The 23144-nt window shown below is 65.1% G+C and carries 20 protein-coding genes and 1 pseudogene; 12 read left to right on the top strand and 9 right to left on the bottom strand.

Features of this window, described 5'->3' with window-relative positions; translation table 11 throughout:
* From CIT37_RS09455 to CIT37_RS09445, 3 genes are read left to right on the top strand one after another with little or no spacing between them, the layout of a single operon-like run.
* On the top strand, positions 1–954 hold the full coding sequence (locus CIT37_RS09455) for a heme/hemin ABC transporter substrate-binding protein (RefSeq protein ID WP_038948446.1): 954 nt from the start codon (positions 1–3) through the stop codon (positions 952–954).
* Positions 951–2036 carry a FecCD family ABC transporter permease gene (locus tag CIT37_RS09450; RefSeq protein ID WP_038948445.1) on the top strand — a complete coding sequence of 362 codons (1086 nt, stop codon included), beginning with the start codon at positions 951–953 and terminating at the stop codon, positions 2034–2036. The genes CIT37_RS09455 and CIT37_RS09450 overlap by 4 nt, the downstream gene beginning before the upstream one ends.
* Entirely contained in the window at positions 2033–2860 is an 828-nt protein-coding gene (locus tag CIT37_RS09445; protein ID WP_095426647.1) for a heme ABC transporter ATP-binding protein, read from the top strand. The genes CIT37_RS09450 and CIT37_RS09445 overlap by 4 nt, the downstream gene beginning before the upstream one ends.
* A 4-nt stretch (positions 2861–2864) precedes the next feature.
* On the opposite strand, the gene CIT37_RS09440 is transcribed toward CIT37_RS09445, so the two are convergent.
* Together CIT37_RS09440 and CIT37_RS09435 are read right to left on the bottom strand one after the other, a co-directional pair.
* Positions 2865–4541 carry a mucoidy inhibitor MuiA family protein gene (locus CIT37_RS09440; protein WP_095426773.1) on the bottom strand — a complete coding sequence of 559 codons (1677 nt, stop codon included), beginning with the start codon at positions 4539–4541 and terminating at the stop codon, positions 2865–2867.
* A gap of 171 nt (positions 4542–4712) precedes the next feature.
* The gene (locus CIT37_RS09435) at positions 4713–5333 is read right to left on the bottom strand and encodes a response regulator transcription factor (protein ID WP_038948441.1); all 621 of its coding nucleotides are present in this window, start codon (positions 5331–5333) and stop codon (positions 4713–4715) included.
* A 205-nt stretch (positions 5334–5538) separates the two neighbouring features.
* Here CIT37_RS09435 and CIT37_RS09430 point away from each other — a divergent pair, with 205 nt between their 5' ends.
* Entirely contained in the window at positions 5539–6573 is a 1035-nt protein-coding gene (locus CIT37_RS09430) for an AraC family transcriptional regulator (RefSeq protein ID WP_095426648.1), read from the top strand.
* A 3-nt stretch (positions 6574–6576) separates the two neighbouring features.
* On the opposite strand, the gene CIT37_RS09425 is transcribed toward CIT37_RS09430, so the two are convergent.
* Positions 6577–7788, bottom strand: a complete 1212-nt coding sequence (locus CIT37_RS09425) for an NnrS family protein (RefSeq protein WP_028140264.1) — start codon at positions 7786–7788, stop codon at positions 6577–6579.
* 130 nt (positions 7789–7918) lie between these two features.
* Between CIT37_RS09425 and CIT37_RS09420 the strand changes: the two genes are divergently transcribed.
* On the top strand, positions 7919–8629 hold the full coding sequence (locus CIT37_RS09420) for a Crp/Fnr family transcriptional regulator (RefSeq protein WP_038970872.1): 711 nt from the start codon (positions 7919–7921) through the stop codon (positions 8627–8629).
* Between the two features lie 134 nt (positions 8630–8763).
* Here the strand turns inward: CIT37_RS09420 and CIT37_RS09415 are convergent, their stop codons facing one another.
* Positions 8764–8961: a DUF1858 domain-containing protein gene (locus CIT37_RS09415; protein ID WP_028140266.1), complete on the bottom strand. Its 198-nt coding sequence runs from the start codon at positions 8959–8961 to the stop codon at positions 8764–8766.
* A 208-nt stretch (positions 8962–9169) separates the two neighbouring features.
* Entirely contained in the window at positions 9170–10522 is a 1353-nt protein-coding gene (gene hemN, locus CIT37_RS09410) for an oxygen-independent coproporphyrinogen III oxidase (RefSeq protein WP_038948435.1), read from the bottom strand.
* Positions 10523–10726: 204 nt separating this feature from the next.
* Between hemN and CIT37_RS09405 the strand changes: the two genes are divergently transcribed.
* From CIT37_RS09405 to CIT37_RS09390, 4 genes are all read left to right on the top strand, one after another.
* On the top strand, positions 10727–10927 hold the full coding sequence (locus CIT37_RS09405; protein ID WP_028140268.1) for a hypothetical protein: 201 nt from the start codon (positions 10727–10729) through the stop codon (positions 10925–10927).
* 25 nt (positions 10928–10952) lie between these two features.
* Positions 10953–11828 (top strand): copper chaperone PCu(A)C, encoded by an 876-nt coding sequence (locus CIT37_RS09400; protein WP_095426649.1) that lies wholly within the window; start codon positions 10953–10955, stop codon positions 11826–11828.
* A gap of 123 nt (positions 11829–11951) precedes the next feature.
* On the top strand, positions 11952–13046 hold the full coding sequence (nirK, locus tag CIT37_RS09395; protein WP_028140269.1) for a copper-containing nitrite reductase: 1095 nt from the start codon (positions 11952–11954) through the stop codon (positions 13044–13046).
* A gap of 52 nt (positions 13047–13098) precedes the next feature.
* A complete protein-coding gene (locus tag CIT37_RS09390; RefSeq protein WP_095426774.1) occupies positions 13099–13977 on the top strand; it encodes an SUMF1/EgtB/PvdO family nonheme iron enzyme in 879 nt (292 codons plus the stop codon).
* Positions 13978–14120: 143 nt separating this feature from the next.
* On the opposite strand, the gene CIT37_RS09385 is transcribed toward CIT37_RS09390, so the two are convergent.
* Both CIT37_RS09385 and CIT37_RS09380 read right to left on the bottom strand, forming a co-directional pair.
* Positions 14121–14771: a 3-oxoacid CoA-transferase subunit B gene (locus CIT37_RS09385; protein ID WP_028140271.1), complete on the bottom strand. Its 651-nt coding sequence runs from the start codon at positions 14769–14771 to the stop codon at positions 14121–14123.
* A gap of 18 nt (positions 14772–14789) precedes the next feature.
* Entirely contained in the window at positions 14790–15497 is a 708-nt protein-coding gene (locus CIT37_RS09380; protein WP_028140272.1) for a CoA transferase subunit A, read from the bottom strand.
* A gap of 272 nt (positions 15498–15769) precedes the next feature.
* Between CIT37_RS09380 and CIT37_RS09375 the strand changes: the two genes are divergently transcribed.
* Entirely contained in the window at positions 15770–17710 is a 1941-nt protein-coding gene (locus CIT37_RS09375; protein ID WP_161966528.1) for an AsmA family protein, read from the top strand.
* Positions 17711–17825: 115 nt separating this feature from the next.
* Here CIT37_RS09375 and dctA read toward each other — a convergent pair.
* Positions 17826–19210: pseudogene (gene dctA, locus CIT37_RS09370) on the bottom strand (C4-dicarboxylate transporter DctA).
* A gap of 68 nt (positions 19211–19278) precedes the next feature.
* Positions 19279–20352 carry a 4-oxalomesaconate tautomerase gene (locus CIT37_RS09365; protein WP_095426651.1) on the bottom strand — a complete coding sequence of 358 codons (1074 nt, stop codon included), beginning with the start codon at positions 20350–20352 and terminating at the stop codon, positions 19279–19281.
* A gap of 118 nt (positions 20353–20470) precedes the next feature.
* Here CIT37_RS09365 and CIT37_RS09360 point away from each other — a divergent pair, with 118 nt between their 5' ends.
* Together CIT37_RS09360 and CIT37_RS09355 are read left to right on the top strand one after the other, a co-directional pair.
* A complete protein-coding gene (locus CIT37_RS09360) occupies positions 20471–21451 on the top strand; it encodes a LysR family transcriptional regulator (RefSeq protein WP_095426652.1) in 981 nt (326 codons plus the stop codon).
* Between the two features lie 229 nt (positions 21452–21680).
* The gene (locus CIT37_RS09355) at positions 21681–23066 is read left to right on the top strand and encodes an ABC transporter substrate-binding protein (protein ID WP_028140276.1); all 1386 of its coding nucleotides are present in this window, start codon (positions 21681–21683) and stop codon (positions 23064–23066) included.
* The last annotated feature ends 78 nt before the right edge of the window (positions 23067–23144 follow it).

The raw sequence follows: 23144 nt of genomic DNA, 5'->3' as shown, positions 1-23144 counted from the left end.
ATGACATTTTGTCGCACCCTCGCAAGCCTCCTGCTCTCCAGCACGATCGCGGTCGCCTCTGCCGCGCACGCCGCCGGCATCACCGTGCATGACGCGCGCAATCGCGACGTCGCCGTGACCGACTTCGCGCGCACCGTCTCGATCGGCGGCGCCATCACCGAGATCATCTATGCGCTCGGGCTCGAGAGCCGGCTGGTCGGCGTCGACACCACCAGCCTTTATCCAGCGGCGGCACTGCAGGACAAACCCAATGTCGGCTACATGCGCCAGATCTCCGCCGAAGGCGTGTTGGGCCTCAACCCCACCCTGATCCTGGCGATCCAGGGCTCGGGCCCGCACGCGACCATGGAGATCCTGGAAACGGCGAAGGTGCCGTTGGTGCTGGTGCCCGACACCTTCTCCGAGGACGGCCTGATCGAGAAGATAAAACTGGTCGGCCACGCCATGGGTGTCGATGCGCGCGCCGCCTGCCTCAGCGCCGCGGTCGGCGCCGATCTTGCGCAGCTGCGCGCCCTGCGCGCCAAGGTGACCAAGCCGGTGCGCGTGATGTTCGTGATGTCGCTCCAGAACGGGCGCGCCATGGTCGCCGGCCACAAGACCGCGGCCGACGAGATCATTCAACTCGCCGGCGCAGCCAACGCCGTCGACGATTTCGACGGCTACAAGATCATCGGTGACGAGGCCATCGCGGCGGCAAGACCCGACGTGGTGTTGTCGATCGAGCGCGGCAAGGACTCGCTTCCTGCCGACGCGATCTACGCCCATCCCGGCTTCGCCCTGACGTCGGTCGCGGCCAACAAGAGCCTCATCACAATGGACGGGCTCTATCTGCTCGGCTTCGGGCCACGGACGGCGGCGGCGGCGCGAGATCTCTCGGTAAAACTCTATCCGGCATTGGCCGAACCGGGCGATGCATTCACCTCGGCGCTGTCGGCGGCGAATTGCCGGCAATGAGGGTGGCGATCGGCACGGAAGCGCGCGGCACGGAACGACGCCCCAGCTCGCGGTCCGCATCGTTCGCAATCCCTCTCCTGATCGCGGTGCTCGCGGTCGCTGCGATCGTGGCGCTGAGCTTCGGCGCCGCCGGCATTCCCCTCTCCCGTCTGCCTGCCGCACTCGGCCTATCAGGCGAAAGCACGGCCATGACGGCCCGCGACCAGCTCGTGCTGTGGTCGATCCGCGTCCCCCGGATCGCGGCGGCGGCGATGGTCGGCGGCCTGCTCGCCGCGGCCGGCGCGATCATGCAAGGGCTGTTTCGTAACCCGCTCGCCGATCCCGCGCTGGTCGGCGTCTCCAGCGGCGGCGCGCTCGCAGCCGCAAGCGCGATCGTGTTCACCGATTCGCGCTTCGGCGAGACGCTGCGCTTCCTCCAGGCCGAGCTCCTGCCGCTCGCGGCATTCGCGGGATCGCTGGCCACGACCGCGATCCTCTACGGCATCTCGAGCCGCTCGGGCCGCACCTCGATCGCGGTCTTCCTGCTCGCCGGCGTCGCCATCACCGCCATCGCCAATGCCGGCATCGGGCTTCTGGTGTTCATCGCCGACGACCGCCAGCTCCGCGACGTCACGTTCTGGCTGCTGGGCTCGATGAGCGGGGTGACCTGGACCAAGGCCGCCGTGCTGGCGCCCATCCTCGTCATCGGGCTTGGCGCCTGCGCCTTCATCGCGCGCGGCCTCGATCTCCTGGTGCTCGGCGAGGCCGACGCCTTTCACGGCGGCGTTGACGTCGAGCGTCTCAAGCGGATCTCGATCGTCATGGTCTCCGCCATGACCGGCGTCGCGGTGTCGATCAGCGGTGTCATCGGCTTCGTCGGCATCGTCGTGCCGCATCTGCTCCGTCTCGTCATTGGACCTGCGCATCGGCTGTTGTTGCCGGCCTCGGTGCTATCAGGCGCGATCCTGATGGTCGGCGCCGACACGCTGGCGCGCACCATCGTGGCGCCGGCGGAGATGCCGATCGGCATTCTGACCGCAGCGGTCGGCGCGCCGGTCTTCCTCTTCATCCTGTTGCGGCAGCGCGGGCTGGCCTCGCTATGAGCGCCGTGATCGAGGCGCGTGCCTTGAGCAAGCGCGCCGGCCGCGCGACGCTGCTCGATGGCGTCGGCCTGACGGTTGCGGCCGGCGAGATGGTCGCGATCATCGGCCCGAACGGCGCCGGCAAGTCGACGCTGCTGCGGTTGCTCTCCGGCGATCTCCGCCCAAACGCAGGCGAGGTGCGCCTGAAGCAGCGGGATATCAGCGGCTATGCGCCCCGCGAGCTTGCCGCGCACCGCGCCATGCTGTCCCAGCACATCAACGTCACCTTCCCCTTCACCGTCGAGGAGATCGTGCTGATGGGCGCGGGCGAGCGCAGCGCGCGTGAAGCAGGCGCGCTCGTCGACGCGGCCCTCGATGAGGTTGGGCTAGCCCATTTCCGCGAACGGCAATTGCCAACGCTCTCAGGCGGCGAACAGCAGCGTGCCCATTTCGCCCGCGTGCTGGTGCAGCTCGCCTGCGGCGAAGCCGAGCATGGCCCGGGACTTCTGCTGCTGGACGAGCCGACCTCGAGCCTGGATCTGCGCCACCAGATCGACCTCGTCGAAGCAGCGCGCCGCCGCGCGGCCGGCGGCACCGCAGTCATCGCGATCCTGCACGACCTCAATCTCGCGATCCGCTTCGCCGACCGGCTGGTCGTGCTGGCTGGCGGCAAGCTCGCCGCAGATGGCCCGCGCGCGGATGTCGTCACCCGCGAGATCATCCGCGAGATCTTCGAGATCGATGCCGTCGTCCATCAAGGCGACGACGGCGTGCCTTACGTGCTGCCGCAGTCGATGCGGGCGGCGCTCCTCACCTCTTCCCAGCGGGGAGAGGTGAGGGCCTAGCCGCCTACCCCGCCGGGACGATCACCATGCTCTTGTCCTTCGGCCAGCGGATGCGCCAGGCGAAGTTGATATCCTTGACTTCGCCCGGCTTGGCGTCGAACGACCATTCCAGCACGCCGCGGCGGTCACGGATGTTGCTGGCGGTCGGCGGCGTGGTCGCGGGCAGCATTTCGACGACGATGTCCTCGCTCTCGCTGACCGGCAACTGATCCTCGATCGCGACCTTGATCGGGAAATCATGACCGTTGCGGATGGTGGTCTTGAACGTACGCTCGTCGGTCTTGGATGTTGTGACAAGCAGGCCGGCCGAACCCTCGTTGCGCTTGAGCACGGCGCGCTCGATTCTCACCTTGTCGTCGGCGCCGAAGCCGAGCCGCACGATGTCGTCCTTGGCGGAAGCGGAGAGCTTGCCGCGGCCGACAAAGACGCCGTCGCGGTAGATCGCGACCTTGCCGGGCAGCAGAGCCGAGTCGTCGGTCTGCCTGAAGCTGGCCTCGAGGAAGGCGGTCGGGTCCAGCACCGGTGCGGCGCGGACCGCGAGGTCGGCGGGCACGGTCATCGCTGCAATCCGCAGGCTCTTGGCGCCCTCGGCGGCGCCGAGGCTGACGCGGCCGGGAATTTTGAACGTCGCCTGGAAATCCCCGATCTCGGCAATTGCCTGCTGCTCGTCGGCACGTTCGCGCGGCTCGGCCGCCTCCGCGATCTTGGCCATCGCTGGCGATTGCATCTGGCGCAGGACCGGCGCGGGCCGCGCCAGATCGGAGACCGAGCCTGCTGCCAGCGGCCTCGGCACCTGGGGATATTGCGCGACCAGTGAATGCAGTTCCGGCGCACTGCCGCCGCGGCTGATGCGGGTTGTGGAGACGCCGAGCGTCACGTTGGACCAATCCTCGCCCGTCGATTGCGTGATCTCGGCGCGACGAATGAGTTCGAGCTGCGGCTTGCGATCCTTGGCACCGGTGTCGAGCCGGGCGTCATAGAGCGGCATCCAGCGCGCATTGCGCACGGCATACGTCACGCGCAGCGTCGCCTTCATCGCAGCGGCCGCGGCAACGTCCATGCGAACCTCGAGCTTGCTCGGCGGCTTGGCCTTGCGCTCGACCTCGAGTTGGGCGATCTGCCGGTCGATCTCGCGCGTCTTGCGCGTGGCGTCGCGGACGGCGGTGTCGGCGCTCGCAATTTCCTCGCCGACCGCAGCAAAAGCCGCGCGCCATTCGGCGATCGGCCGCGCCTCGCCCTTGTCGCCGATCCCCGCCGGGGAGGTTTCCGCAAAGTGCTCCGCAAACTTGCGCCGCGCATTCGCCGAGTCGATCGCGCCTTGCAAATCGGCGCGCTGATCGTTCAAGGCCTCGATGCGCTTTTCCAGCTCGGGCAGATTGACGGGCGCGGCGCGAGGCGACCGCGCATCGATCGTGCCGATGGTGAGCTTTGCGCCGCCCTCACCCTCGACCCGGATGGAGGAGGCATCGAGACCAAGCGGGAAGTCCTTGGCAACAAGCGTCGAATCCCCGGACGGCAAATCGACCGTGATGACGCGCGTGACGGTGGCACCATCGGGGTAAACCGTGACCGTATCGATCGCCGAAATGGCGTCCAGATCGGCGGCCCATGATGGCGACGACGCCGCCATGGTGACCAGAACCAGGCTCGTCGTTGCCAAATATCTTGCGGTGATGCGCATGAAGTCCCTCCTGCCGTATCGCCGCGCCGCCAGCCGGACGCGCGCGATCAAATGCCTCGCCAACATGGTTGGACGCGGCAGGGAAGGAACTGGTTCGATTGGGGTTTCCGTGGGGCGCCGCGGCGGCGGCACCAAGGCCGCGGAACGGAACGTCGTCCCGTGGCGAGCCCGCTAAACCTGGGGCGACGCCCCCTGGCCGAAGATGCGGCGGAGCAGATCGGTCACGTTCCTGGCTCCGGCCTTCTTCAGGATGCCGGCGCGATAGCCCTCGACGGTCCGTGCGCTCAGATGCATGCGCCGGGCGATCTCCTTGTTGGTCAGGCCGGCAGCGAGGTGCTCGAGCACGTCGCCCTCACGCTCGGTCAAGGGCTCGCAGCCGGGCAACCAGCGCTGCCGGCTCGTGCCGGGCTGCGCAAATTCGTCGATGGCGGCATCGATCCGGCCGACGATGTCGTGGGTGCGGAACGGCTTTTCGATGAAGTCGGCCGCGCCGCTCTTGATGGCGTCGACCGCCATGGCGATGCTGCCATTCGCCGAGGTCACCAGCACCGGTGCCATGCAGTTTTCCTCGCGCAGCCGCCTGAGCATGTCGAGGCCGGAGCGATCGGGCGGCAGCTCCATCAGCACGCAGGCCGGCATCCGCGCCTTCGCTTCCGACAGAAGTGAGGCACCGTCAGCGAAGCAGATCACGTCATAGGCGCTCTGTTGGAGCGCGGTCGAAAGTTGTTCGCGGGAGGCAGCGTCGGTGTCGATGACGAATACCTCGCCCTTGGAAAGCATGTTCCCCGGCATAATCCCGATCCAGCAATGTCTTGGTCAAATGGTCCGAGACGGAAAGCGGGCCGCATCGCCCTGCCGCGCCGTCGTGAGCACGGCATTCACGCCAGTGCTTCGGTTTCCCCTATGTATGTTCCGGCCGGTTCCTGGATTTGACGGATCGAGACAGAAACTTTACATTTCGGGACATCTGCGGGAATGGCTGGCAGGAACGGTTCGCATGACCGACCTCGTTCGCAGCGCAGGCTTGAGCTATTACCCGGAGGTCGCCCGGTCAGTCGGGCTCGATCCCAAACAGATGATGCGCAAGGCCAGATTACCGCTGGCCTGCCTCGACAAGCCCGACACACCCATCGCCGTCTCCGGCCTGCGCCATCTGCTCGAATTGTCGGCAGAGGCCTCCGGCGCCGAAGATTTCGGCTTGCGTCTCGCAGAGCGCGGCGGCCTGACCAATTTCGGTTCGGTCGGCCTGATCGTGCGCGAACAGGCGACCGTGGGCGAAGCGATCGACGCATTTTCGCACTTCATCCACATCCATCATGACGGCATGCGGCTGGACGTTGCGCGCGACGGGCAGATCGTGACGGTCACGCTGCACCTGCGCGGCCGGCGGCCGAGCGCGCCGCGCCAGGCGATCGACATGGCGCTCGGCAGCATCCACCGCATCATCCAGTCGCTGTACGGCCATGACTGGCGGCCGCAGGAGGTCCACCTGCATTACCCGCCGCCGCGCGATCGCAAGCGCTATCGCGAGTTCTACGGCTGCCGCGTGACCTTCAACGCCGAACACGATGCGATCCTGCTCTCGGCGCGCGACATGGAGCGCCGGATCCCGAGCGCGCATCCCCTGATCGCGAGCTATCTGCGCAAGCGGATCGAGGCAATCGAGACCCGGCCGGCAAGTTGGGAAGGGAAGGTCGACGAGATCGTGCGGACCCTGCTCGCCGGCGGCAACTGCACCGTCGAGCGGGTCGCCGAGCATCTTGCCTGCACCCGCCGTACCATCCACCGGCATCTGGCCGCATCAGGCACCAGCTTCTCGGCCATCCTGGATGCGCAACGCGCCGATCTCGTGATCCAGCTGACCGAGGACCCTGACCGGCCGCTGGCTGACATCGCGACCCAGCTCGGCTTCTCCGCGCAGAGCGCCATGGCGCGCTGGTTCCGCGGCCGGTTCGGCTGCACCGTCACCGACTGGCGCAAGGGCATTCGGCCTCCGACACCGTCCGATGCGCCTTCGGCGACCGCAGCTTGAGTTTCAGCGCGCCGGAGCAGGCACGCCCATTACGGCAAGGGCACGCCGCCGGCTGCCGGCGAGCAGCGGGCCGAACGCGACGGCAAATCCGAGGAACGCGACCAGCCAGCCGCAAGCGGCGATGTGCAACAATAGATCGCTGTGCGCGGGCAACACCACGGCGGCGACCCGTGCCAGAGCCGCGATGATGATCGCAGCGTAGATTCCCTGGGTCGCCGGCGAAGCGGTCAACGCCTGTCCGGTGTGGCCGAGGCTCGCGCGGGTCATCACCGCCAGCGTCATGGTTCCCGCCGCGCCCGTCATCCAGGCGTGGATGCCGGCGCTTGGCGGCAGCGCTCCGAAAACCGCGACGGCGTGCAGGATGAAGCCGAGCGGCACGAAGACATAGCCAATATGCAGGATCACCAGCAGTCGCTCGCGAAAGGTGCGATCGCCGGCCCAGCGCGCAAGCCGCACCAGATGCAGCCCGCCGACCAGCGCCATCAGGACACCGGTGACGGCATTCAACGGCGCCACGATCCAGAAGATGAGCGCGAGCGCGCTGCATCCGATCACTGCGCCGTCGAAGCGTCCGAACGGCACCGGCAGACGGCCGGGATTGAACTTGACCAGCCAGTTGCGGGTGAAGCTCGGAATGATGCGGCCTCCGATCAGCGAGATCAGCAGCATGACCACCCCGATGCCGACGCGGATGCTGACATCGGCCGCGCCCTGGTAGTGCGCCTCGAGATGAAAAGCGACATTGCCGGCGAGCAGAACGGACACCATCGCCACCACGGGCAGGTTGCGCCAGTTGCCGCCTGCGATGATCTCGCGCGCCGCGGCAGCGACCACCAGCGCCAGGAAGGCGGCATCGACGAGAAGCGCAAACGCCCAGCCGGTATCGGCCGACAACGTCACCGCGATACGTCCGGCAAGCCAGACCATCACTAACGCCCCCAGCGAGGTGCCCTGGATCGGCAGCCGCCCGGTCCAGTTCGGGATGGCCGTGAACAGGAACCCGGTGATCACCGCCGGCAGGAAGCCGTAGAGCATCTCGTGGACGTGCCAGTCGCGCGGCGCGAACGCGGAACTCACCGACAACTCGCCGTAGAACATCGGCAGCCAGGCCAGGATCGATAGCCCCGCCTGGATCGCGGCGAGCAGGAAGAAGGGCCGAAAACTGTTCGCAAACAGCGGCCAGCCCTCAAAGTTGCGGGATCGGGCGCCAGCCATGGGGTCAACTCCAATAAATTTCAGTCCGTTATCTGGAAAAATACTGCCACTCAGCCGTCCCGTTTTGCGCTATCGCAAACTATCGAACGATTGCAGGTGCCATCACACTCCCTGATGCCAAGGAGGCAGAATGGCCAAGGTCGACACATCGCTGGTTGCGCATTTGCCGCTGTTTGCCGGGGTCACGCCGGAAGCTCTGGATGAGATCCTGCGTGAGGCCCGTTCGGCGCGCTATCCCAAGAACAGTGCCATTTTCGAGCAGGGGGCGGATGCGCAGTCCTTCTTCCTGCTGCTGCACGGCCATGTCCGCGCGGCCAAGACCACGCCGACCGGCGAGCAGATCGTGGTACGCTACGTCGCGCCCGGCGAAACGTTCGGGCTCGCCATGGCGATCGGAGCCGTGCAGTATCCGGCGACCGCGATCGCGGTCGATGACAGCGTGGTGCTGATCTGGCCAACCTCGGCCTGGCCGCGGCTGGTTGAGCGATTTCCCTCGCTGGCGGCCAACACGCTCCAGACCGTCGGCAAGCGCCTCCAGGAAAGCCACACCCGCATCCTGGAAATGTCGACCCAGCAGGTCGAGCAGCGCGTCGCCCATGCGCTGCTGCGCCTCGCCAAGCAGTCCGGCAAGAAGCTCGACCACGGCATCGAGATCGACTTCCCGATCAGCCGCCAGGACATCGCCCAGATGACCGGCACCACGCTGCACACCGTCAGCCGCATCCTGAGCGGCTGGGAGAGCCAAGGCCTCGTCGAGAGCGGCCGTCAGCGCATCATCCTGCGCGATCCGCACAGAATCGTCGTGTTGGCGGAGCGGAGCGCCGACAGCGGCGCGGCGTGACAGCCGCCGGGACGTCTCCGCCCAAGATAGGGATTAAGACAGGGATCGAGATAGGGGTGAGAGGCGCTTCCGCTTACGGCGAAAGCGTCCCTCACCCGGGAATCCGCGCGCGCCCGCGTGAATTCCGGACCGCTTCACGCCGGCACGCAATCGCACAACGCGGCGAGGAATTTCTCGCGGTCGATGCCATGCTCGCGGCAGGCATCATCCACCGTGTGGAAGGTTGCGATCGGGCAACCGACACAAGCCATCCTGAAGGCCAGAAACACGCGGATCGTGTGCGGCGCGGTACGCATGATGTCATCGACCAGATCGTCGGATCCAAAAGACATGGACAACTCCGTTCCGCAACGACGATAGCAGAATGGATCGAAGGCTCCTTGTCGAAGCGCAAGCTGGCTTGTCATTCCGGGGCGCGCGAAGCGCGAACTATGATGCGCAATTGCGCATCTCAGAATCCATCGCGCAGCAGGTGACGTGGAGAAATGGATTCCGGGTTCGCGCCAAAGGGCGCGCCCCGGAATGACAGGAGGAGAGACCTTACACAGCCCGGCTGTGCAGCTGCTTCGCCGGATTGAGATGCGCGTCGAACGCGGCCGCGACGCTGCGGACCAGGAAGCGCGAATCCTTTGCGACTGCGAGGCGGTTGCCATCCAGCCTCACGATGCCGTCGGAGATCAGCGGCTTCAGACGCGCCGCCGAATTCAGCATCGCCCCCGCCTCCGCGCCATGGCGCGCGCAGATGTCGCCGAGATCGGCGCTGAACTCGCACATGATGCGTTCGATGATGTCGGCGCGCAGCCGGTCGTCGTCGGTGAGCCCATAGCCCTTGGCGGTGGCGAGACGGCCGGCGGCGATGCTTTGCGCATAGGCGCCGATCTGCACCTCGTTCTGGACGTAACCCTGCGGCAAATGCCCAATCGCGCTCGCGCCGAAACCGAGCAGGACTTCGCTCTTGTCAGTGGTGTAGCCCTGAAAATTGCGCCGCAGCGTCCGTTCCTCGAAGGCCACTGCCATGGAATCGTCGGGTCGCGCGAAATGATCGAGCCCGATCTGCACGTAACCGGCCTCCTTCAATGCATTCGCGATCGCGCAAGCCTGGTCGTGGCGCGCGAGTCCGTCCGGCAACACGGCCTCGTTGATCATCTGCTGGTGCTTCTTGAAGCTGGGCACGTGAGCGTACCCGAACACGGAGAAGCGGTCGGGCGCGAGCGTGAGGCTGCGCCGGACCGTATCCAGACAGGACGCGACGGTCTGGTGCGGCAGCCCGTAGATCAAATCGAAATTGAGTCCCTCGATGCCGGCGCGCCGGAGCATGTCGACCACGGAAGCCGTCTGCTCGAAGCTCTGCACGCGGTTGATCGCCCGCTGCACCACGGGATCGAAGCTCTGCACGCCAAGGCTCGCACGGTTGACGCCGGAGAGCCGCATGGCATCGACCATGTCGGCGGTCAATGTGCGGGGATCGATCTCGACCGCGATCTCGGCCGAGGGTAGCACGAAGAACTTCTGGCGCATCGTCGCCATCAACTCGGCGAAAGCTTCCGGCTGCATGATCGTCGGCGTGCCGCCGCCGAAATGGATGTGCTCCACCTTGATGCGGCGGCCAATGGTTGCGGCGACCTGCTCGATCTCGTTGCGCAGCGTCCGCTGGTAGCCGGCGATGAGCTCGTCGCGGCGGACGATCTGGGTATGGCAGCCGCAATACCAGCACATCTCGCGGCAGAACGGCACGTGGAGATAGAGTGACGCGCTGGCGCCCGCCGGCAGCTCCGCCAGCCAACTGGCGTAGGCGTCCGGTCCGACCGCCGTCGAAAAATGCGGCGCGGTCGGATAGCTCGTGTAGCGTGGCAATCGTTCTTCGCCGTAGCTCGCCGCTAGATCAGCTCTCATGTCTTACCCATTCGTAAATTTCCGCCGTGCGCAGACATCACGGCAAATCACGGAATGCACTCCAATAACCCGGATCCGCGGAGGAGACCTTGCGCTCGCGCAAAGTCGGCCGGGGGTGCAGCAGACATTGCGCTCGCGCAAAGCGCAGCGGCGGGTTCGGGGCCATGATCATGGCAATTCGCACGCCATCCGGAGCGTTTGCCCATGAGGCTTCTCGCACTCGAACTGATTCTTTCCTTGCTCGACGTCCGCGGCCATATCCCGCGTTTCGACGACTTTCGGCCGGCCCCGGTCGCACCGGCCCCGGCCGGCACCGTGCGCGCTCTGGCCGCGGCCATCGCCGTCTTCGCCGTGCTGTCGCTGGCGATCTGGGCAACGGTCTGGCTTGCCACACATCTATTTTAGTCACGTCTTCGCGAAGGCCTCGACCATGATCTCATCCAAGCGCGCATTCGCCGGCGCGGTCGTGCTGGCATGCATTGTCGGGGCGCCGGCCTTTGCGGCCGACACGACCAGCGGCGATCTCGTCATCACCAGGGCCTGGAGCCGGGCGACGCCCGGCGGAGCCAGGGTCGCCGGCGGCTATCTGACGATCGAGAACAGGGGCCGCGCGCCGGAGCGGCTGCAGGCCGCATCGGCCGCCCATGCGCTTCGAACCGAGATCCATGAAATGACCGTCAACGACGGTGTCATGACCATGCGCCCGCTCGACAAGGGGCTTGTCATCGCACCCGGACAAATCGTGACGCTTGCACCCGGCGGCGGACACCTGATGTTCATCGGTCTCGATGTGCCGCTCCATGCCGGCGACCAGATGCCCGTGACGCTGTCGTTCGAGCACGCCGGCGCAGTGAAAGTGACGCTGGACGTGCAGGCCATCGGCGCACAGGCTCCCGAAAGCGCGAAGACAACGGCGGCCGCAGAGCCTGCACATCGCGTGGAGCAGGCTGCGGCGGTCCCACCCGCGTCGACGACCGAAGCTGACGAGAGCTTCTTCACGCATCTCCATGCTGAAAAGGCCATGGCCAACGTCACGGTCTCGCCCGGGCGCGCCGGTCCAGTCGAAATCGCAATCCAGCTTGAAGATGCGAATGAGTTGCCGCTGAGCGCCGACGCGGTTGCTGTCACGCTCGGCAACGCCGAGCACGGCGTCGCGCCGATCACCGCGAACGCCGAACGCGTCGGCAACGATCAGTGGCGAGTCAGAATGTCGGCACCGCTGTCCGGCCGCTGGTCGCTCGGCCTCGACATCCGCATCAATCCGTCGGATGCGGTTAACGTGGTGTCACCGATCCTGCTCCGTTGAGACACCTAAGTACTGTTGCGGAGACGAATCCGGCAAAACCTTGTCGCAGCGCAAACACTCTTGCCACGATCGGCGCACACTGCATCCGTCATCAAAAACCTTTCCAGATGAAGGATGCTTCCGATGTTCACCCGCAGAGCCGCATTGATCAGCGCCGCCGCGACCGCGCTGATGCTGGCGACCCCCGCCTTCGCGGCCGATGATCTCAAGCTGCCGCGCCAAAAGGTAGAGCTGGTCGCTCCGCCCTTCGTGCACGCGCACGAGCAGGCGACCAAGCAAGGCCCCAAGATCATCGAGTTCAGGCTCACGATCGAGGAGAAGAAGGTCGTCATCGACGAGAAGGGCACCACCTTCCAGGCGATGACCTTCAACGGTTCGATGCCGGGCCCGCTGATGGTCGTGCACGAGGGCGACTACGTCGAAACGACGCTGGTCAATCCCGCGACCAACACCATGCCGCACAACATCGACTTCCATTCCGCGACCGGCGCGCTCGGTGGCGGCGCGCTCACTCTGGTCAATCCCGGCGAGCAGGTCGTGCTGCGCTGGAAGGCAACCAAGACCGGCGTGTTCGTCTACCATTGCGCTCCGGGCGGCCCGATGATCCCCTGGCACGTCGTCTCCGGCATGAACGGCGCCGTGATGGTGCTGCCGCGCGACGGACTGAACGATGGCAAGGGCCACGCTCTGAAGTACGACAAGGTCTACTACATCGGCGAGCAGGACATGTACGTGCCGCGCGACGAGAAGGGCAACTTCAAGTCCTACGACTCGCCGGGTGAAGCCTTCACCGACACCGAAGAGGTGATGAAAAAGCTGACCCCCACCCACGTCGTTTTCAACGGCAAGGTCGGCGCGCTCACCGGCAAGAACGCACTGACTGCCAAGGTCGGCGAGAACGTTCTGATGGTGCATTCGCAGGCCAACCGCGACAGCCGCCCGCATCTGATCGGCGGCCATGGCGACTACGTCTGGGAGACCGGCAAGTTCGGTAATGCACCCGAAGTCGGGCTCGAGACCTGGTTCATCCGCGGCGGCTCGGCGGGAGCTGCACTGTACAAGTTCCAGCAGCCCGGCATCTACGCCTACGTCACGCACAATCTGATCGAGGCCGCCGACCTTGGCGCCACCGCGCACTTCAAGGTCGAAGGCAAGTGGAACGACGATCTGATGATGCAGGTGAAGGCCCCTGCCGAAATACCGGCCGCCACCAACTAAACGCGACAAGGGGCCGGTCATCACCGGCCCCTTCTTTCTCCGAGGAATGACCATGCTGATCGCATTCAAGCTCAAACTGGCACTCGCCTGCGCCGCCGGGCTCGCCGGGCCGATCGCGATGGCGCCGCTGGTCTCGGACATGACCGTCCACGGCACGGCGTCGGAGCCTGCGATCGTCAGGGTCGCAGCGGGCAGCCTGTCCTATCGCGAGGCCGGCGATTTCACACGCGGCGGACAGCAGGCGGAAGCGCCGCTGCGCGTGATGCGCGTCGACCGGCCGCTCCACATCATGCGAAATCAGGTCTCCTCATCCGATTATCAGCTCTGTGTGCAGGATGGCGCCTGCCGCGCGCTCGATCGCGACGTCGCGGTCGCCGCCGATCGTCCCGCGGTGCAGGTGAGCTGGCACGATGCCGAGGCTTATGCAGGCTGGCTGTCGCGCAAGACAGGCCACCATTACCGCCTGCCGAGCGATGCAGAATGGGCCTTTGCAGCAGGCTCCAGATTCAAGGACGATGGCGTCGCTGTCGATGCCGACGATCCTTCGAAGCGCTGGATCAGCCGCTATGAGCGCGAATCCGAACGCGACCTTTCCGACACCACGGCCTATCCGTTCGGCAAGTTCGGCCCGAACGAGCACGGCGTCGAAGACCTCGCCGGCAATGTCTGGGAATGGACCTCGACCTGCTTCGTGCGCTCGCGCGTCGACGCCGCCGGCAATGCCGGCCGCCCCACCGTGAACTGCGGCGTCCGTGTCGCTGAGGGCGCCCACCGCGCCTATGTCACCGATTTCATCCGCGACGCCCGCGCCGGCGGCTGCGCCCAGGGCGTGCCGCCCGCCAATCTCGGCTTTCGCCTGGTGCGCGAGGAGACCTCCTGGGTCGCGAGCGTGTCGGCGCGCTGGAGCAAGGTGTGGGCGGTGAGGTCGTAGGGCGGGCCTGACTCGCGAAATAGCAGAGTCTCGGCCGCGCCTCATACTCCGTCATCGCGATGTGGAAGCAGTGCGCGTCGGTACTTCAATGAAAATGGCCGGGACAAAGCCCGGCCCTTTCCCATTGGTCGCGGATCGTCAACTCAGCTGTTCTTCAGCGCCACGCGAAACTCGGCTTCGGTCTTCGCCTTGACCTCGTCGAGCGAGACGCCGTCGGCGAGCTCGATCAGGGCCATGCCGCCGTCGCCGTGCTTGTCGATGGTGAAGACCGCCAGATCCGTGACGACCATGTCGACCACGCGCTCGCCGGTCAGCGGCAGATTGCACTTCTTTAGGAGCTTGGAGCCGTCCTTGGCCGAATGCTCCATCACCACGACGACGCGCTTGACGCCGGCGACGAGGTCCATCGCGCCGCCCATGCCCTTGACCATCTTGCCGGGGATCATCCAGTTGGCGAGATCGCCGTTCTGGGCCACCTGCATGGCGCCGAGGATCGACAGGTCCATGTGGCCGCCGCGGATCATCCCGAAGGAATCCGCGCTCGAGAAATACGAGGTCGAGGGCAGCTCGCTCACCGTCTGCTTGCCGGCGTTGATCAGGTCCGCGTCCACCTCGTCTTCATAGGGGAACGGGCCCATGCCGAGCATGCCGTTCTCGCTCTGCAGGCTGACATCGACCCCATCGGGGATGAAGTTCGAAACCAGCGTCGGGATGCCGATGCCGAGATTGACGTAGTAGCCGTCACGCAATTCCTTTGCGGCGCGCGCGGCCATCTGTTCACGGGTCCAGGCCATGTGTGTCTCCTGATACGCTTAAGCGGCGGTACGCGGGCGGGTGTTGCGGAATTCGATGCGCTTCTTGGCCGTGCCGACCTCGACGATGCGCTTCACGAAGATGCCGGGCGTGTGGATGTGGTCGGGATTGAGTTCACCCGCCGGAACCAGATGCTCGACCTCGGCGACGGTGATCTTGGCGGCGGTCGCCATCATCGGGTTAAAATTGCGCGCGGTCTTGCGGTAGATCAGGTTGCCGGCGGTGTCGCCCTTCCAGGCATGCACGATGGCGAGGTCGGCGAACAGGCCGCGCTCCATCAGATACTTCTCGCCGTCGAACTCCTTCACTTCCTTGCCTTCGGCGATCAGCGTGCCGACGCCGGTCTTGGTGTAGAAGGCCGGGATGCCGGCGCCGCCGGCGCGGATGCGCTCGGCGAGCGTGCCCTGTGGATTGAATTCGAGTTCCAGCTCGCCGGCGAGGAATTGCTGGGCGAACAGCTTGTTCTCGCCAACATAGGACGAGATCATCTTCTTGATCTGCCGGGTTTCCAAAAGGCGGCTGAGCCCGATGCCGTCGACGCCGGCATTGTTGGAGACCACCGTCAGGCCCTTGACGCCGGACTCGCGGATCGCATCCGAGAGCTCCTCGGCGATGCCGCAGAGGCCGAAGCCTCCCGACATGATCATCATGTTGTCTTTCAAAATGCCGTTGAGAGCCGACTTGGCGTCGGGATAGACCTTGTTCATGCAAATAACCTTCGACTGAACCTTCGGCTTGGAGGCGTCGCGCCCTATTGGCGGCGATTATTAGGCGAAATCCTCCAAAGCCGTCAATGATACGGGGTTCTCCGCACCGCGCCCGGGTGATAGAAGCTGCCCACACCGTGGGCAGAACCGTCCGCGGCCTTGAAAGCGACAAGAAAAACCATCAAGTTGCGGGGGTTGGGCGTGGGCACGCAGGTTTCCCGACCCGCCCTTCTGGCTCCAACGACCAACCCGATCAGGACATGCCATTGACCATGGCCCAAGGAATGAAGCGCCTCGGGACGCCGATCGCGGCGCTGCTCGGTGTCGCGCTGATCGCCCTGATCGCGACCTCATGGCTCATCAACCGCGACGCGCTGCGCAGGGCGGTCGAAGCGCAGATCCGCGACGTCACCGGGCTCGAGCTCAGTGTCGCAGGCGCAATCGACATCTCGGTGCTGCCGGCAAGCTACATCTCCTTCCGTGACGTCGGCCTCAAGGGCGGCGGCACCAGCGATCCCGCGCTCCAGGTCGACGTGCTCACCGCCAATCTGCGGCTGCTGCCGTTGCTGCTGCAACGGTTCGAGATCTCCGACCTGACGCTGCTGCGGCCCCGCATCCATGTCAGCCTGAAGCCGGACGGCCAGAGCAACTGGACGCCCTTCATTCAGACCATCGCGCGCACCATGAAGCCCGGGGCCGAGAACCAGGTCTCGTTCTCCGAAATCCGGATCCAGGACGGCGTGCTCGACTACGAGGACGCCGCCACGCACGGCACCGAGAAGTTCGAGGACATCGACCTGTCCCTGGCCTGGCCTTCGATCTCGCGCTCCTTCGCCGCGACTGGACAGTTCGACTGGCGCGGCGAGCGTGTCGACGGCTCGATCAGCTTTTCCGATTTCGTCGCCGCCCTCTCCGGCGAGCGCTCGGGGTTGAAGGCGCGGATCGCCAGCGCGCCGCTCAAGCTCGCCTTCGACGGCAGCGTCGCCAACCGCACCAGCCCGATGATGGAGGGCACGCTGACGATCGACAGCCCCTCCTTGCGCAACGCGCTGCGCTGGACCGGGCAGCCACAGCCCGCCAGCGGCGGCTTCGGCCGCTTCGTGCTGAAGGCGCGCGCCAACGTCGTCGGCGCCTCGATCGCGCTCACCAACGTCAATGTCGAGCTCGACGGCAATGCCGCCGAGGGCGTCATGACCTACGCCAATAACGGCCGGCAGACGCTGCAGGCGACGCTTGCCGCCGACGCGCTCGACTTCACGCCTTATATCTCCACCTTCCGCCTGCTCGCGAGCGGCGCGCGGGACTGGAACAGGCAGCTGTTCGATCTCAACGGATTGTCGACGACCGACCTCGACATGCGCCTGTCGGCAGCAAAGCTCACGGTCGGTCCGACCAGGCTCGGCCGCACCGCGATCGGCGCCAATTTGCGCAACGGCACGCTGGCGCTCTCGGTCGGCGAGGCGCAGGTCTATGGCGGCATCGCCAAGGGCTCGTTCGGCATCGCGCGTTCCGACACCGTCGCCGACATCAAGGCGCAATTCCAGTTCACCGACGTCGATCTCCAGGCCTGCGCCACCGAACTGTTCGGCCTCAACAAGCTATCCGGCCGCGGCAACATCAACGTGTCGCTCTTCGCCTCGGGCTCGAGCCCGTTCGGCCTCGTGCAGTCGCTCGACGGCAGCGCCACCGTCACCGGTCATGACGGCGCGATCTCGGGCTTCAATGCCGAGCAGCTGCTGAAACGCCTGGAGCGGAGGCCGCTGTCCGGCGGCGGCAATTTCCGCAACGGTTCGACGCCGTACAACAATCTCACCATCGCCGTGAAATTCTCCGATGGGGTCGCGACCGCCGAAGACATCCGTGTCGAAGGGCCGGCGGCGAAGATCACGCTCACCGGCACCGCCTCGGTGCCGACGCGCGAATACGACATGAAGGGCGTGGCGAGCCTCAACAGCACGTCGGGATTCGAATTGCCATTCGTGGTGCAGGGCCCCTGGGACGATCCCCTGATCTTCCCCGATCCGGAAAGCCTGATCCGCCGCTCGCCGGCCTCCGCGCCGCTGCTCGACATGCTGAAGGATCGCAAGGGGGGCGACGCCGTGCGCTCCGCGATCGAGCGCATCACCGGCAGCGGAAAGCGTCCTCCACCGGCGGAATCGCCGACGGCGGAGAACGCCAAAGAGAACGCGAAGGAAAACGCCAAATCCAACTAGGCTGATCAACGCAGCCTTCGCGGATTTCGGTAGCCCGAGCTCAACAAGCTCGACATGCCAGCGACTTGCCAAATCCAAATCGAGCAGTGCGGCCGATTGCATCCCGGAGGCGGCGTTAAGCGGCCGATTGCGTCGTCGAAATCCAGGCCTTGTCCCCCTGCAGCACTGCTCCTCCACCGATCTTCGATCCGGCCGCGACCTTGAGAGCGCCGCTTCCTCCCAGTTCGCGAGCCAACACCTCGCGGTCACAGGCGTCCTCCCACAGCGAAACGGTAATGGCTGCGACGCAGTTGCTGATCATGCTGGTCAGCGCCCGCGCTTCCGACATGAAACGGTCGATGCCGACAAGCAGCGCCACGCCGGTCACGGGCAGATCCGGCATGACGGAGAGGGTCGCGACAAGCGCCACGAAGCCGCTGCCGGTGACGCCAGCCGCGCCTTTGGACGTCAGCAGCATCAGTCCGAGCATCGCCGCAATCTGCCCCCACGACAGGTGGATGTCGCAGGCCTGCGCGATGAAGATGGAGGCCAGGGTGAGATAGATGGCACTGCCGTCCAGGTTGAAGGAATAGCCCATCGGCAACACGAGGCCGGACACGCCTTTCCGGCATCCGAGCTGCTCCAGCTTGCGCAGCGCTCCCGGCAGCGCCGGTTCCGACGATGATGTGCCGAGCACGATCAGCAGCTCTTCCTTGAAGTAGCGAATGGTCTTCCACAGGCTGAAGCCGTTCAGCCGCGCCAGCGTGCCGAGCACGACGACCACGAAGACGGAGCAGGCGATATAGAATGTCAGGATCAGCAGTCCGAGCGAGCCAATCGATCGAATGCCGTAGCGGCCCACCGTGAACGCCATGGCGCCAAAGGCGCCGAGCGGAGCGAGCTTCATGACGAAGCCAAAGGACACGAACAGGACCTGAGAGAAGGAATCGACCGCCTTCGTAACCACCGCGCCCCCATCGCCGGCACGGCTCAGGCCAAAGGCGATCAGGATGGAGACCAGCAGGACCGGCAGCACTTCGCCGTCGGCAAACGCGCCAAAGAAGGAATGCGGGATGATGTGCAGCATGAAGTCCGCAAATCCGGTCGCACTCGCCTGCTTGGTGAATTTCGCGGCCACCGCCGGATCCAGCGTGCTGACGGACACATGCATGCCGACGCCCGGCTGGATCAGCAACACGGCGACCAGCCCGGCCAGCAGTGCGAGCACGGTCAGCAGGTAGAACAGCGCCATGGATTTCACCAGCGTGTGGCCGACCTCGCGGGAATCGCTGATGCTGTTGATGCCGCTGACGATGGTGCAGAACACGATCGGCGCGATCATCATCTTGACCAGCTTGACGAAGCCGTCGCCGAAGGGCTTCAGCGCGGCACCGAACTCAGGCCAGAGATGGCCGGTGAGGCGCCCAACATGAGACCGATCAGCACCTGGACGTAGAGGATCCGGTAGAAGGGCTTTCGCGTCTCACTGTTCACGGGCCCGACCAGCGCTTGCTTCTGCATTCTCGTTTCTCCCATGGCTCTGATTTTTCATGGCTCTGATTTTTGAAGGCTTTGAAAGCGGTCCGGCTTCAGGCTGCCAGGACGGAATGAGGGACGTGCGATCGACGGGCGAAGACATGGCCCTCGAGAATTCGCCGGGCTGTCCGCTGCACCCGGGCAACCGGGCCGGGCTCCAGCCGAACCACGAGCTGGCCGGAGGGATGGGCGAGCGTGATCGGCACCGGAGGTGCAAGCAATCCAACCATCTCTGCGGCGATCGTCCCGGGCGTCACACAGGCGGTCGCGATCGCGACGGCACCGGTCACCGCCAGCGCGCTATGGCAGTCGTGCGGCATGAAGTACCTGACGTTCAACGCCGCCCCGCTTGCAGGTGCGATCAGAACCGGCTTCGGAATCACCATTGACGCGGAATCCGGAAAACCCATCCGGCGTCCAGCCTCGATGCGCAAATGTTCGAGCCGCCCGCGGAAGGCGCCGTCGGCGAAGGCCGGAGGGGCCTCGCGGCCGGTCCATCCGAGATCTGCCGCGCGGACCAGCATGACGGGCATGGCTGCGTCGATGCAGGTCACGTCGATCCCTCCGATACGGTCGACCGGACGTCCTGTCGGCAACAGGCGACCGGTGCGTGCGCCGGCCGCGTTGGGGAACGACAGTTCGATGGGCGCGGCCGTTCCCGGTACCCCGTCGATCCGCGCCCCGCCCTCATAGGTCACCCGTCCTCCGGGAGTGGCGACCGTCGCATCGACCAGCTTACCGGTGTTGACGTTATGGATACGCACATGGGTGCGATCTGCGGTAGCGGCGACCAGGCCAGCTTCGATTGCGAACGGCCCGACCGCCGCCAGCATGTTTCCGCAGTTCGGCGAGGTATCGACGATCCCTTCGCGAACGCGCACCTGGGCAAACAGGTAGTCGACATCGGCGTCGGGCACCGTTGCCGGTCCGATGATCGCGACCTTGTTGATCACGGCATTGCCGCCGCCGATTCCATCGATTCCGAGATCGTGCCCACCTCCCATTACCGACAACAGGACCGCGTCGCGCGCGTTGGGATCGGCAGGAAGGTCGCGAGCCAGGAAAAACGGTCCGCGCGAGGTCCCACCGCGCATGACCACACAGGGAATGGCAATCTGATCGTTCATGATGTTCTTCCGTTCGGCGACATGCTCGCCTGAACCAGAGCATCCTCCCTCCGAACTCTTTTGTGAAATGCAAATATCTGAGGTATTATTTCGTCAATCGACATAATGGAGCCCTGCCATGAACGCAGAACTGCTCGACCTCAAGGCGTTCATCACCGTCGCGGAGATGGGCAGCTTCGTCCGGACCGCGAAGGCGCTCAATCTGTCCCAGCCGGCGCTCAGCCGGCGCATTCAGAAGCTGGAGGAAAGTCTCGGAGCGCCGCTGCTCGAACGGTCCACGCGCCACGTCAATCTCACCATGACGGGCCGCGACTTCCTGCCGAAGGTCCGCCGTCTCATCGACGAGTTCGAGACCTCGGTGCTCGCCATCCATGATATCGGCGCGCGAAGTTCGGGTTTGGTCTCCGTGGCTGCGGTGCCGACAGCGGTGTTCTATTTTCTTCCGCGAGCGATCGGCCGGTTCGCCGAAGCGTATCCGCGCATCCGCATCCGCATTCTGGATATCGGCGCCAATGAGGGGTTGGAAGCGGTCGCGCGCGGAGAAGCCGACTTCGGCATCAATTTCATCGGCGCTTCGCATGCCGAAATCGAATTCGAGAAATTGGTTGAGGACCCGTTCGTCCTGGCCTGCCGTCATGACCATCCGCTGGCATCGCGCAAGCAGGTGAGCTGGTCGGAGATCGTGTCGCACCGGGTCATCACCGTCGGTCGCAACAGCGGCAATCGCGCGTTGATCGACAATGCGCTGGCGCGGCAGGGCCTGCAGCTGAACTGGTCTTATGAAGTCGCCCACCTCTCCGGCTCGCTTGGCCTGGTCGAAGAGGGATTGGGCATCGCTGTGCTGCCGAGGCTCGCGACGCCCGCCGCCGGTCATCCGATCATTCACACCGTTCGGCTGATCGAGCCGGAAGTGTCGCGGACGATCGGAATCGTGCGCAGGCGCGGGGCGACGCTATCGCCGCATGCCAGCCAGTTTTTGAAGATGCTCCTCGAGGCATGGCGCTCTCCTTCTCGAGCCGGCGGGCATGGCAAGCCCCGGCCCCGATCCGCTGAGGCAAGTTCGAACACGATATCGACGGGTCTAAAGCGGAAACGCTGACGGCTCGCCCGAGCGGGAGGAGACCGTTCCCCAAACTGGAGTTCCTCGGAAGGCGCGAATTGATCAGGGCGAATTGATGCGGTGATTGGATCGATGCACGCGTTAAGCATCTCCGCAAGGCCCATCCCCGCGACCTATGTCTGACAACATGCCGCTAGATCGAGCTAACGCCATGCGCTAGTGTTTTATACGACCGGTTAAAAACACCGGCCGTTTGAGGGAGAAAAACGTGAAATCCAAGGTTATTGGCGCAGTATCACTGGCGGTCGCTGCGGCCGGGCTGTTTGCAGCCGCTGCACCCGCATTTGCGCAGCAGAAGACGATCACGGTCTGGTGGGGCAAGGGCTTCTATCGCTCCGAAGACGACGCACTGATCGAGACGATCAAGAAGTTCGAAGCCAAGACCGGCATCAAGGTCGAATTGTCGCAATACGCGATCCAGGACATGATTCCGAAGACGGTCGCCGCGCTCGATGCCGGCACCGTGCCCGATGTCGCCTATTCCGACTCTTATGACGTCCAGGCGCAGGGCAAGTGGGCCTATGAAGGCAAGCTCGAGGATCTCTCCGACGTGATGGAGCCGATCAAGGGCCGGTTCGTGCAGAACACGCTGGATGCGTCGATCCTCTATAACGACGTCACCAAGAAGAAGGCCTATTACGGCTTCCCGCTGAAGCAGCAGAGCATGCACGTCCAGATCTGGAACGACATGCTGGAGAAGTCCGGCTTCAAGCTCGCCGATATCCCGAACGACTGGACGGGCTACTGGACGTTCTGGTGCGACAAGGTGCAGCCGGGGATCCGCAAGGCCACCGGCCAGCGCATCTATGCCGTCGGCCAGCCGATGGGCGTGGAATCCACCGACGCCTTCCAGTCGTTCTACACCTTCATGGACGCCTACCACGTCAAGCTGGTCGACGACGACGGCAAGCTCACGGTCGACGATCCCACGGTTCGCGAGAACCTGATCAAGGCGATGAAGGATTACACCGACACCTACATCAAGGGTTGCACGCCGCCATCCTCCACGACCTGGAAGGATCCCGACAACAACGTCGCGTTCCACAACAAGACCATTGTGATGACCCACAATTTCACGATCTCGATCGCCGCGAAGTGGTTCGAGGACTCCCAGAACCAGGCGCTCACGCCCGAACAGCGCGAAGCCGGCAAGAAGGCCTACGAGCAGGACATCGTGACGGCGTCCTTCCCGAAGGCGCCGGATGGTTCGACCATCCGCTACCGCTCCGACGTCAAGACCGGACTGGTCTTCACCGCGGCCAAGAACAAGGCAGAGGCCAAGCAGTTCATCAGCTTCCTGCTCCAGGAAGAGAACGTCCGCCCCTACATCGAGGGCGCGCTCGGCCGCTGGTTCCCGGTGACGAAGGAAAGCCAGGAAAGCCCGTTCTGGCAGGCTGACAAGCACCGCAAGGCCGTCTACACGCAGTTCAAGGGCGGCACCGCGGCGTTCGACTTCACCAAAAACTGGAAGTTCACGATCCTCAACAACGAGAACGTGTGGGCGAAGGCGATGAACCGCGTCGTCAGCGAGAAGGTTCCGGTCGACAAGGCCGTCGACGAACTGATCGCCCGCATCAAGCAGGTCGCGGGTTAAATCATCCTGCCTCTCCCCGCCTCGCGGGGAGAGGTGCTAGAACAACACCGGCCGCGTTTCGCGGCCGGCATCTCTTTG

Origin of the sequence: Bradyrhizobium ottawaense, assembly GCF_002278135.3 — a bacterium.
Taxonomy (GTDB): Bacteria; Pseudomonadota; Alphaproteobacteria; order Rhizobiales; family Xanthobacteraceae; genus Bradyrhizobium; species Bradyrhizobium ottawaense.
The sequence above is the reverse complement of the archived record's forward strand: the minus strand, read 5'-3'. Positions and strand labels throughout refer to the sequence as shown.

What these genes read in the sequence shown, in the direction of transcription:
- CIT37_RS09455 (WP_038948446.1), top strand. Translation starts at nt 1, where the DNA reads ATGACATTTTGTCGCACCCTCGCAAGCCTCCTGCTCTCCAGCACGATC.
- CIT37_RS09450 (WP_038948445.1), top strand. Translation starts at nt 951, where the DNA reads ATGAGGGTGGCGATCGGCACGGAAGCGCGCGGCACGGAACGACGCCCC.
- CIT37_RS09445 (WP_095426647.1), top strand. Translation starts at nt 2,033, where the DNA reads ATGAGCGCCGTGATCGAGGCGCGTGCCTTGAGCAAGCGCGCCGGCCGC.
- CIT37_RS09440 (WP_095426773.1), bottom strand. Translation starts at nt 4,541, where the DNA reads ATGCGCATCACCGCAAGATATTTGGCAACGACGAGCCTGGTTCTGGTC.
- CIT37_RS09435 (WP_038948441.1), bottom strand. Translation starts at nt 5,333, where the DNA reads ATGCCGGGGAACATGCTTTCCAAGGGCGAGGTATTCGTCATCGACACC.
- CIT37_RS09430 (WP_095426648.1), top strand. Translation starts at nt 5,539, where the DNA reads ATGACCGACCTCGTTCGCAGCGCAGGCTTGAGCTATTACCCGGAGGTC.
- CIT37_RS09425 (WP_028140264.1), bottom strand. Translation starts at nt 7,788, where the DNA reads ATGGCTGGCGCCCGATCCCGCAACTTTGAGGGCTGGCCGCTGTTTGCG.
- CIT37_RS09420 (WP_038970872.1), top strand. Translation starts at nt 7,919, where the DNA reads ATGGCCAAGGTCGACACATCGCTGGTTGCGCATTTGCCGCTGTTTGCC.
- CIT37_RS09415 (WP_028140266.1), bottom strand. Translation starts at nt 8,961, where the DNA reads ATGTCTTTTGGATCCGACGATCTGGTCGATGACATCATGCGTACCGCG.
- hemN (WP_038948435.1), bottom strand. Translation starts at nt 10,522, where the DNA reads ATGAGAGCTGATCTAGCGGCGAGCTACGGCGAAGAACGATTGCCACGC.
- CIT37_RS09405 (WP_028140268.1), top strand. Translation starts at nt 10,727, where the DNA reads ATGAGGCTTCTCGCACTCGAACTGATTCTTTCCTTGCTCGACGTCCGC.
- CIT37_RS09400 (WP_095426649.1), top strand. Translation starts at nt 10,953, where the DNA reads ATGATCTCATCCAAGCGCGCATTCGCCGGCGCGGTCGTGCTGGCATGC.
- nirK (WP_028140269.1), top strand. Translation starts at nt 11,952, where the DNA reads ATGTTCACCCGCAGAGCCGCATTGATCAGCGCCGCCGCGACCGCGCTG.
- CIT37_RS09390 (WP_095426774.1), top strand. Translation starts at nt 13,099, where the DNA reads ATGCTGATCGCATTCAAGCTCAAACTGGCACTCGCCTGCGCCGCCGGG.
- CIT37_RS09385 (WP_028140271.1), bottom strand. Translation starts at nt 14,771, where the DNA reads ATGGCCTGGACCCGTGAACAGATGGCCGCGCGCGCCGCAAAGGAATTG.
- CIT37_RS09380 (WP_028140272.1), bottom strand. Translation starts at nt 15,497, where the DNA reads ATGAACAAGGTCTATCCCGACGCCAAGTCGGCTCTCAACGGCATTTTG.
- CIT37_RS09375 (WP_161966528.1), top strand. Translation starts at nt 15,770, where the DNA reads ATGGCCCAAGGAATGAAGCGCCTCGGGACGCCGATCGCGGCGCTGCTC.
- CIT37_RS09365 (WP_095426651.1), bottom strand. Translation starts at nt 20,352, where the DNA reads ATGAACGATCAGATTGCCATTCCCTGTGTGGTCATGCGCGGTGGGACC.
- CIT37_RS09360 (WP_095426652.1), top strand. Translation starts at nt 20,471, where the DNA reads ATGAACGCAGAACTGCTCGACCTCAAGGCGTTCATCACCGTCGCGGAG.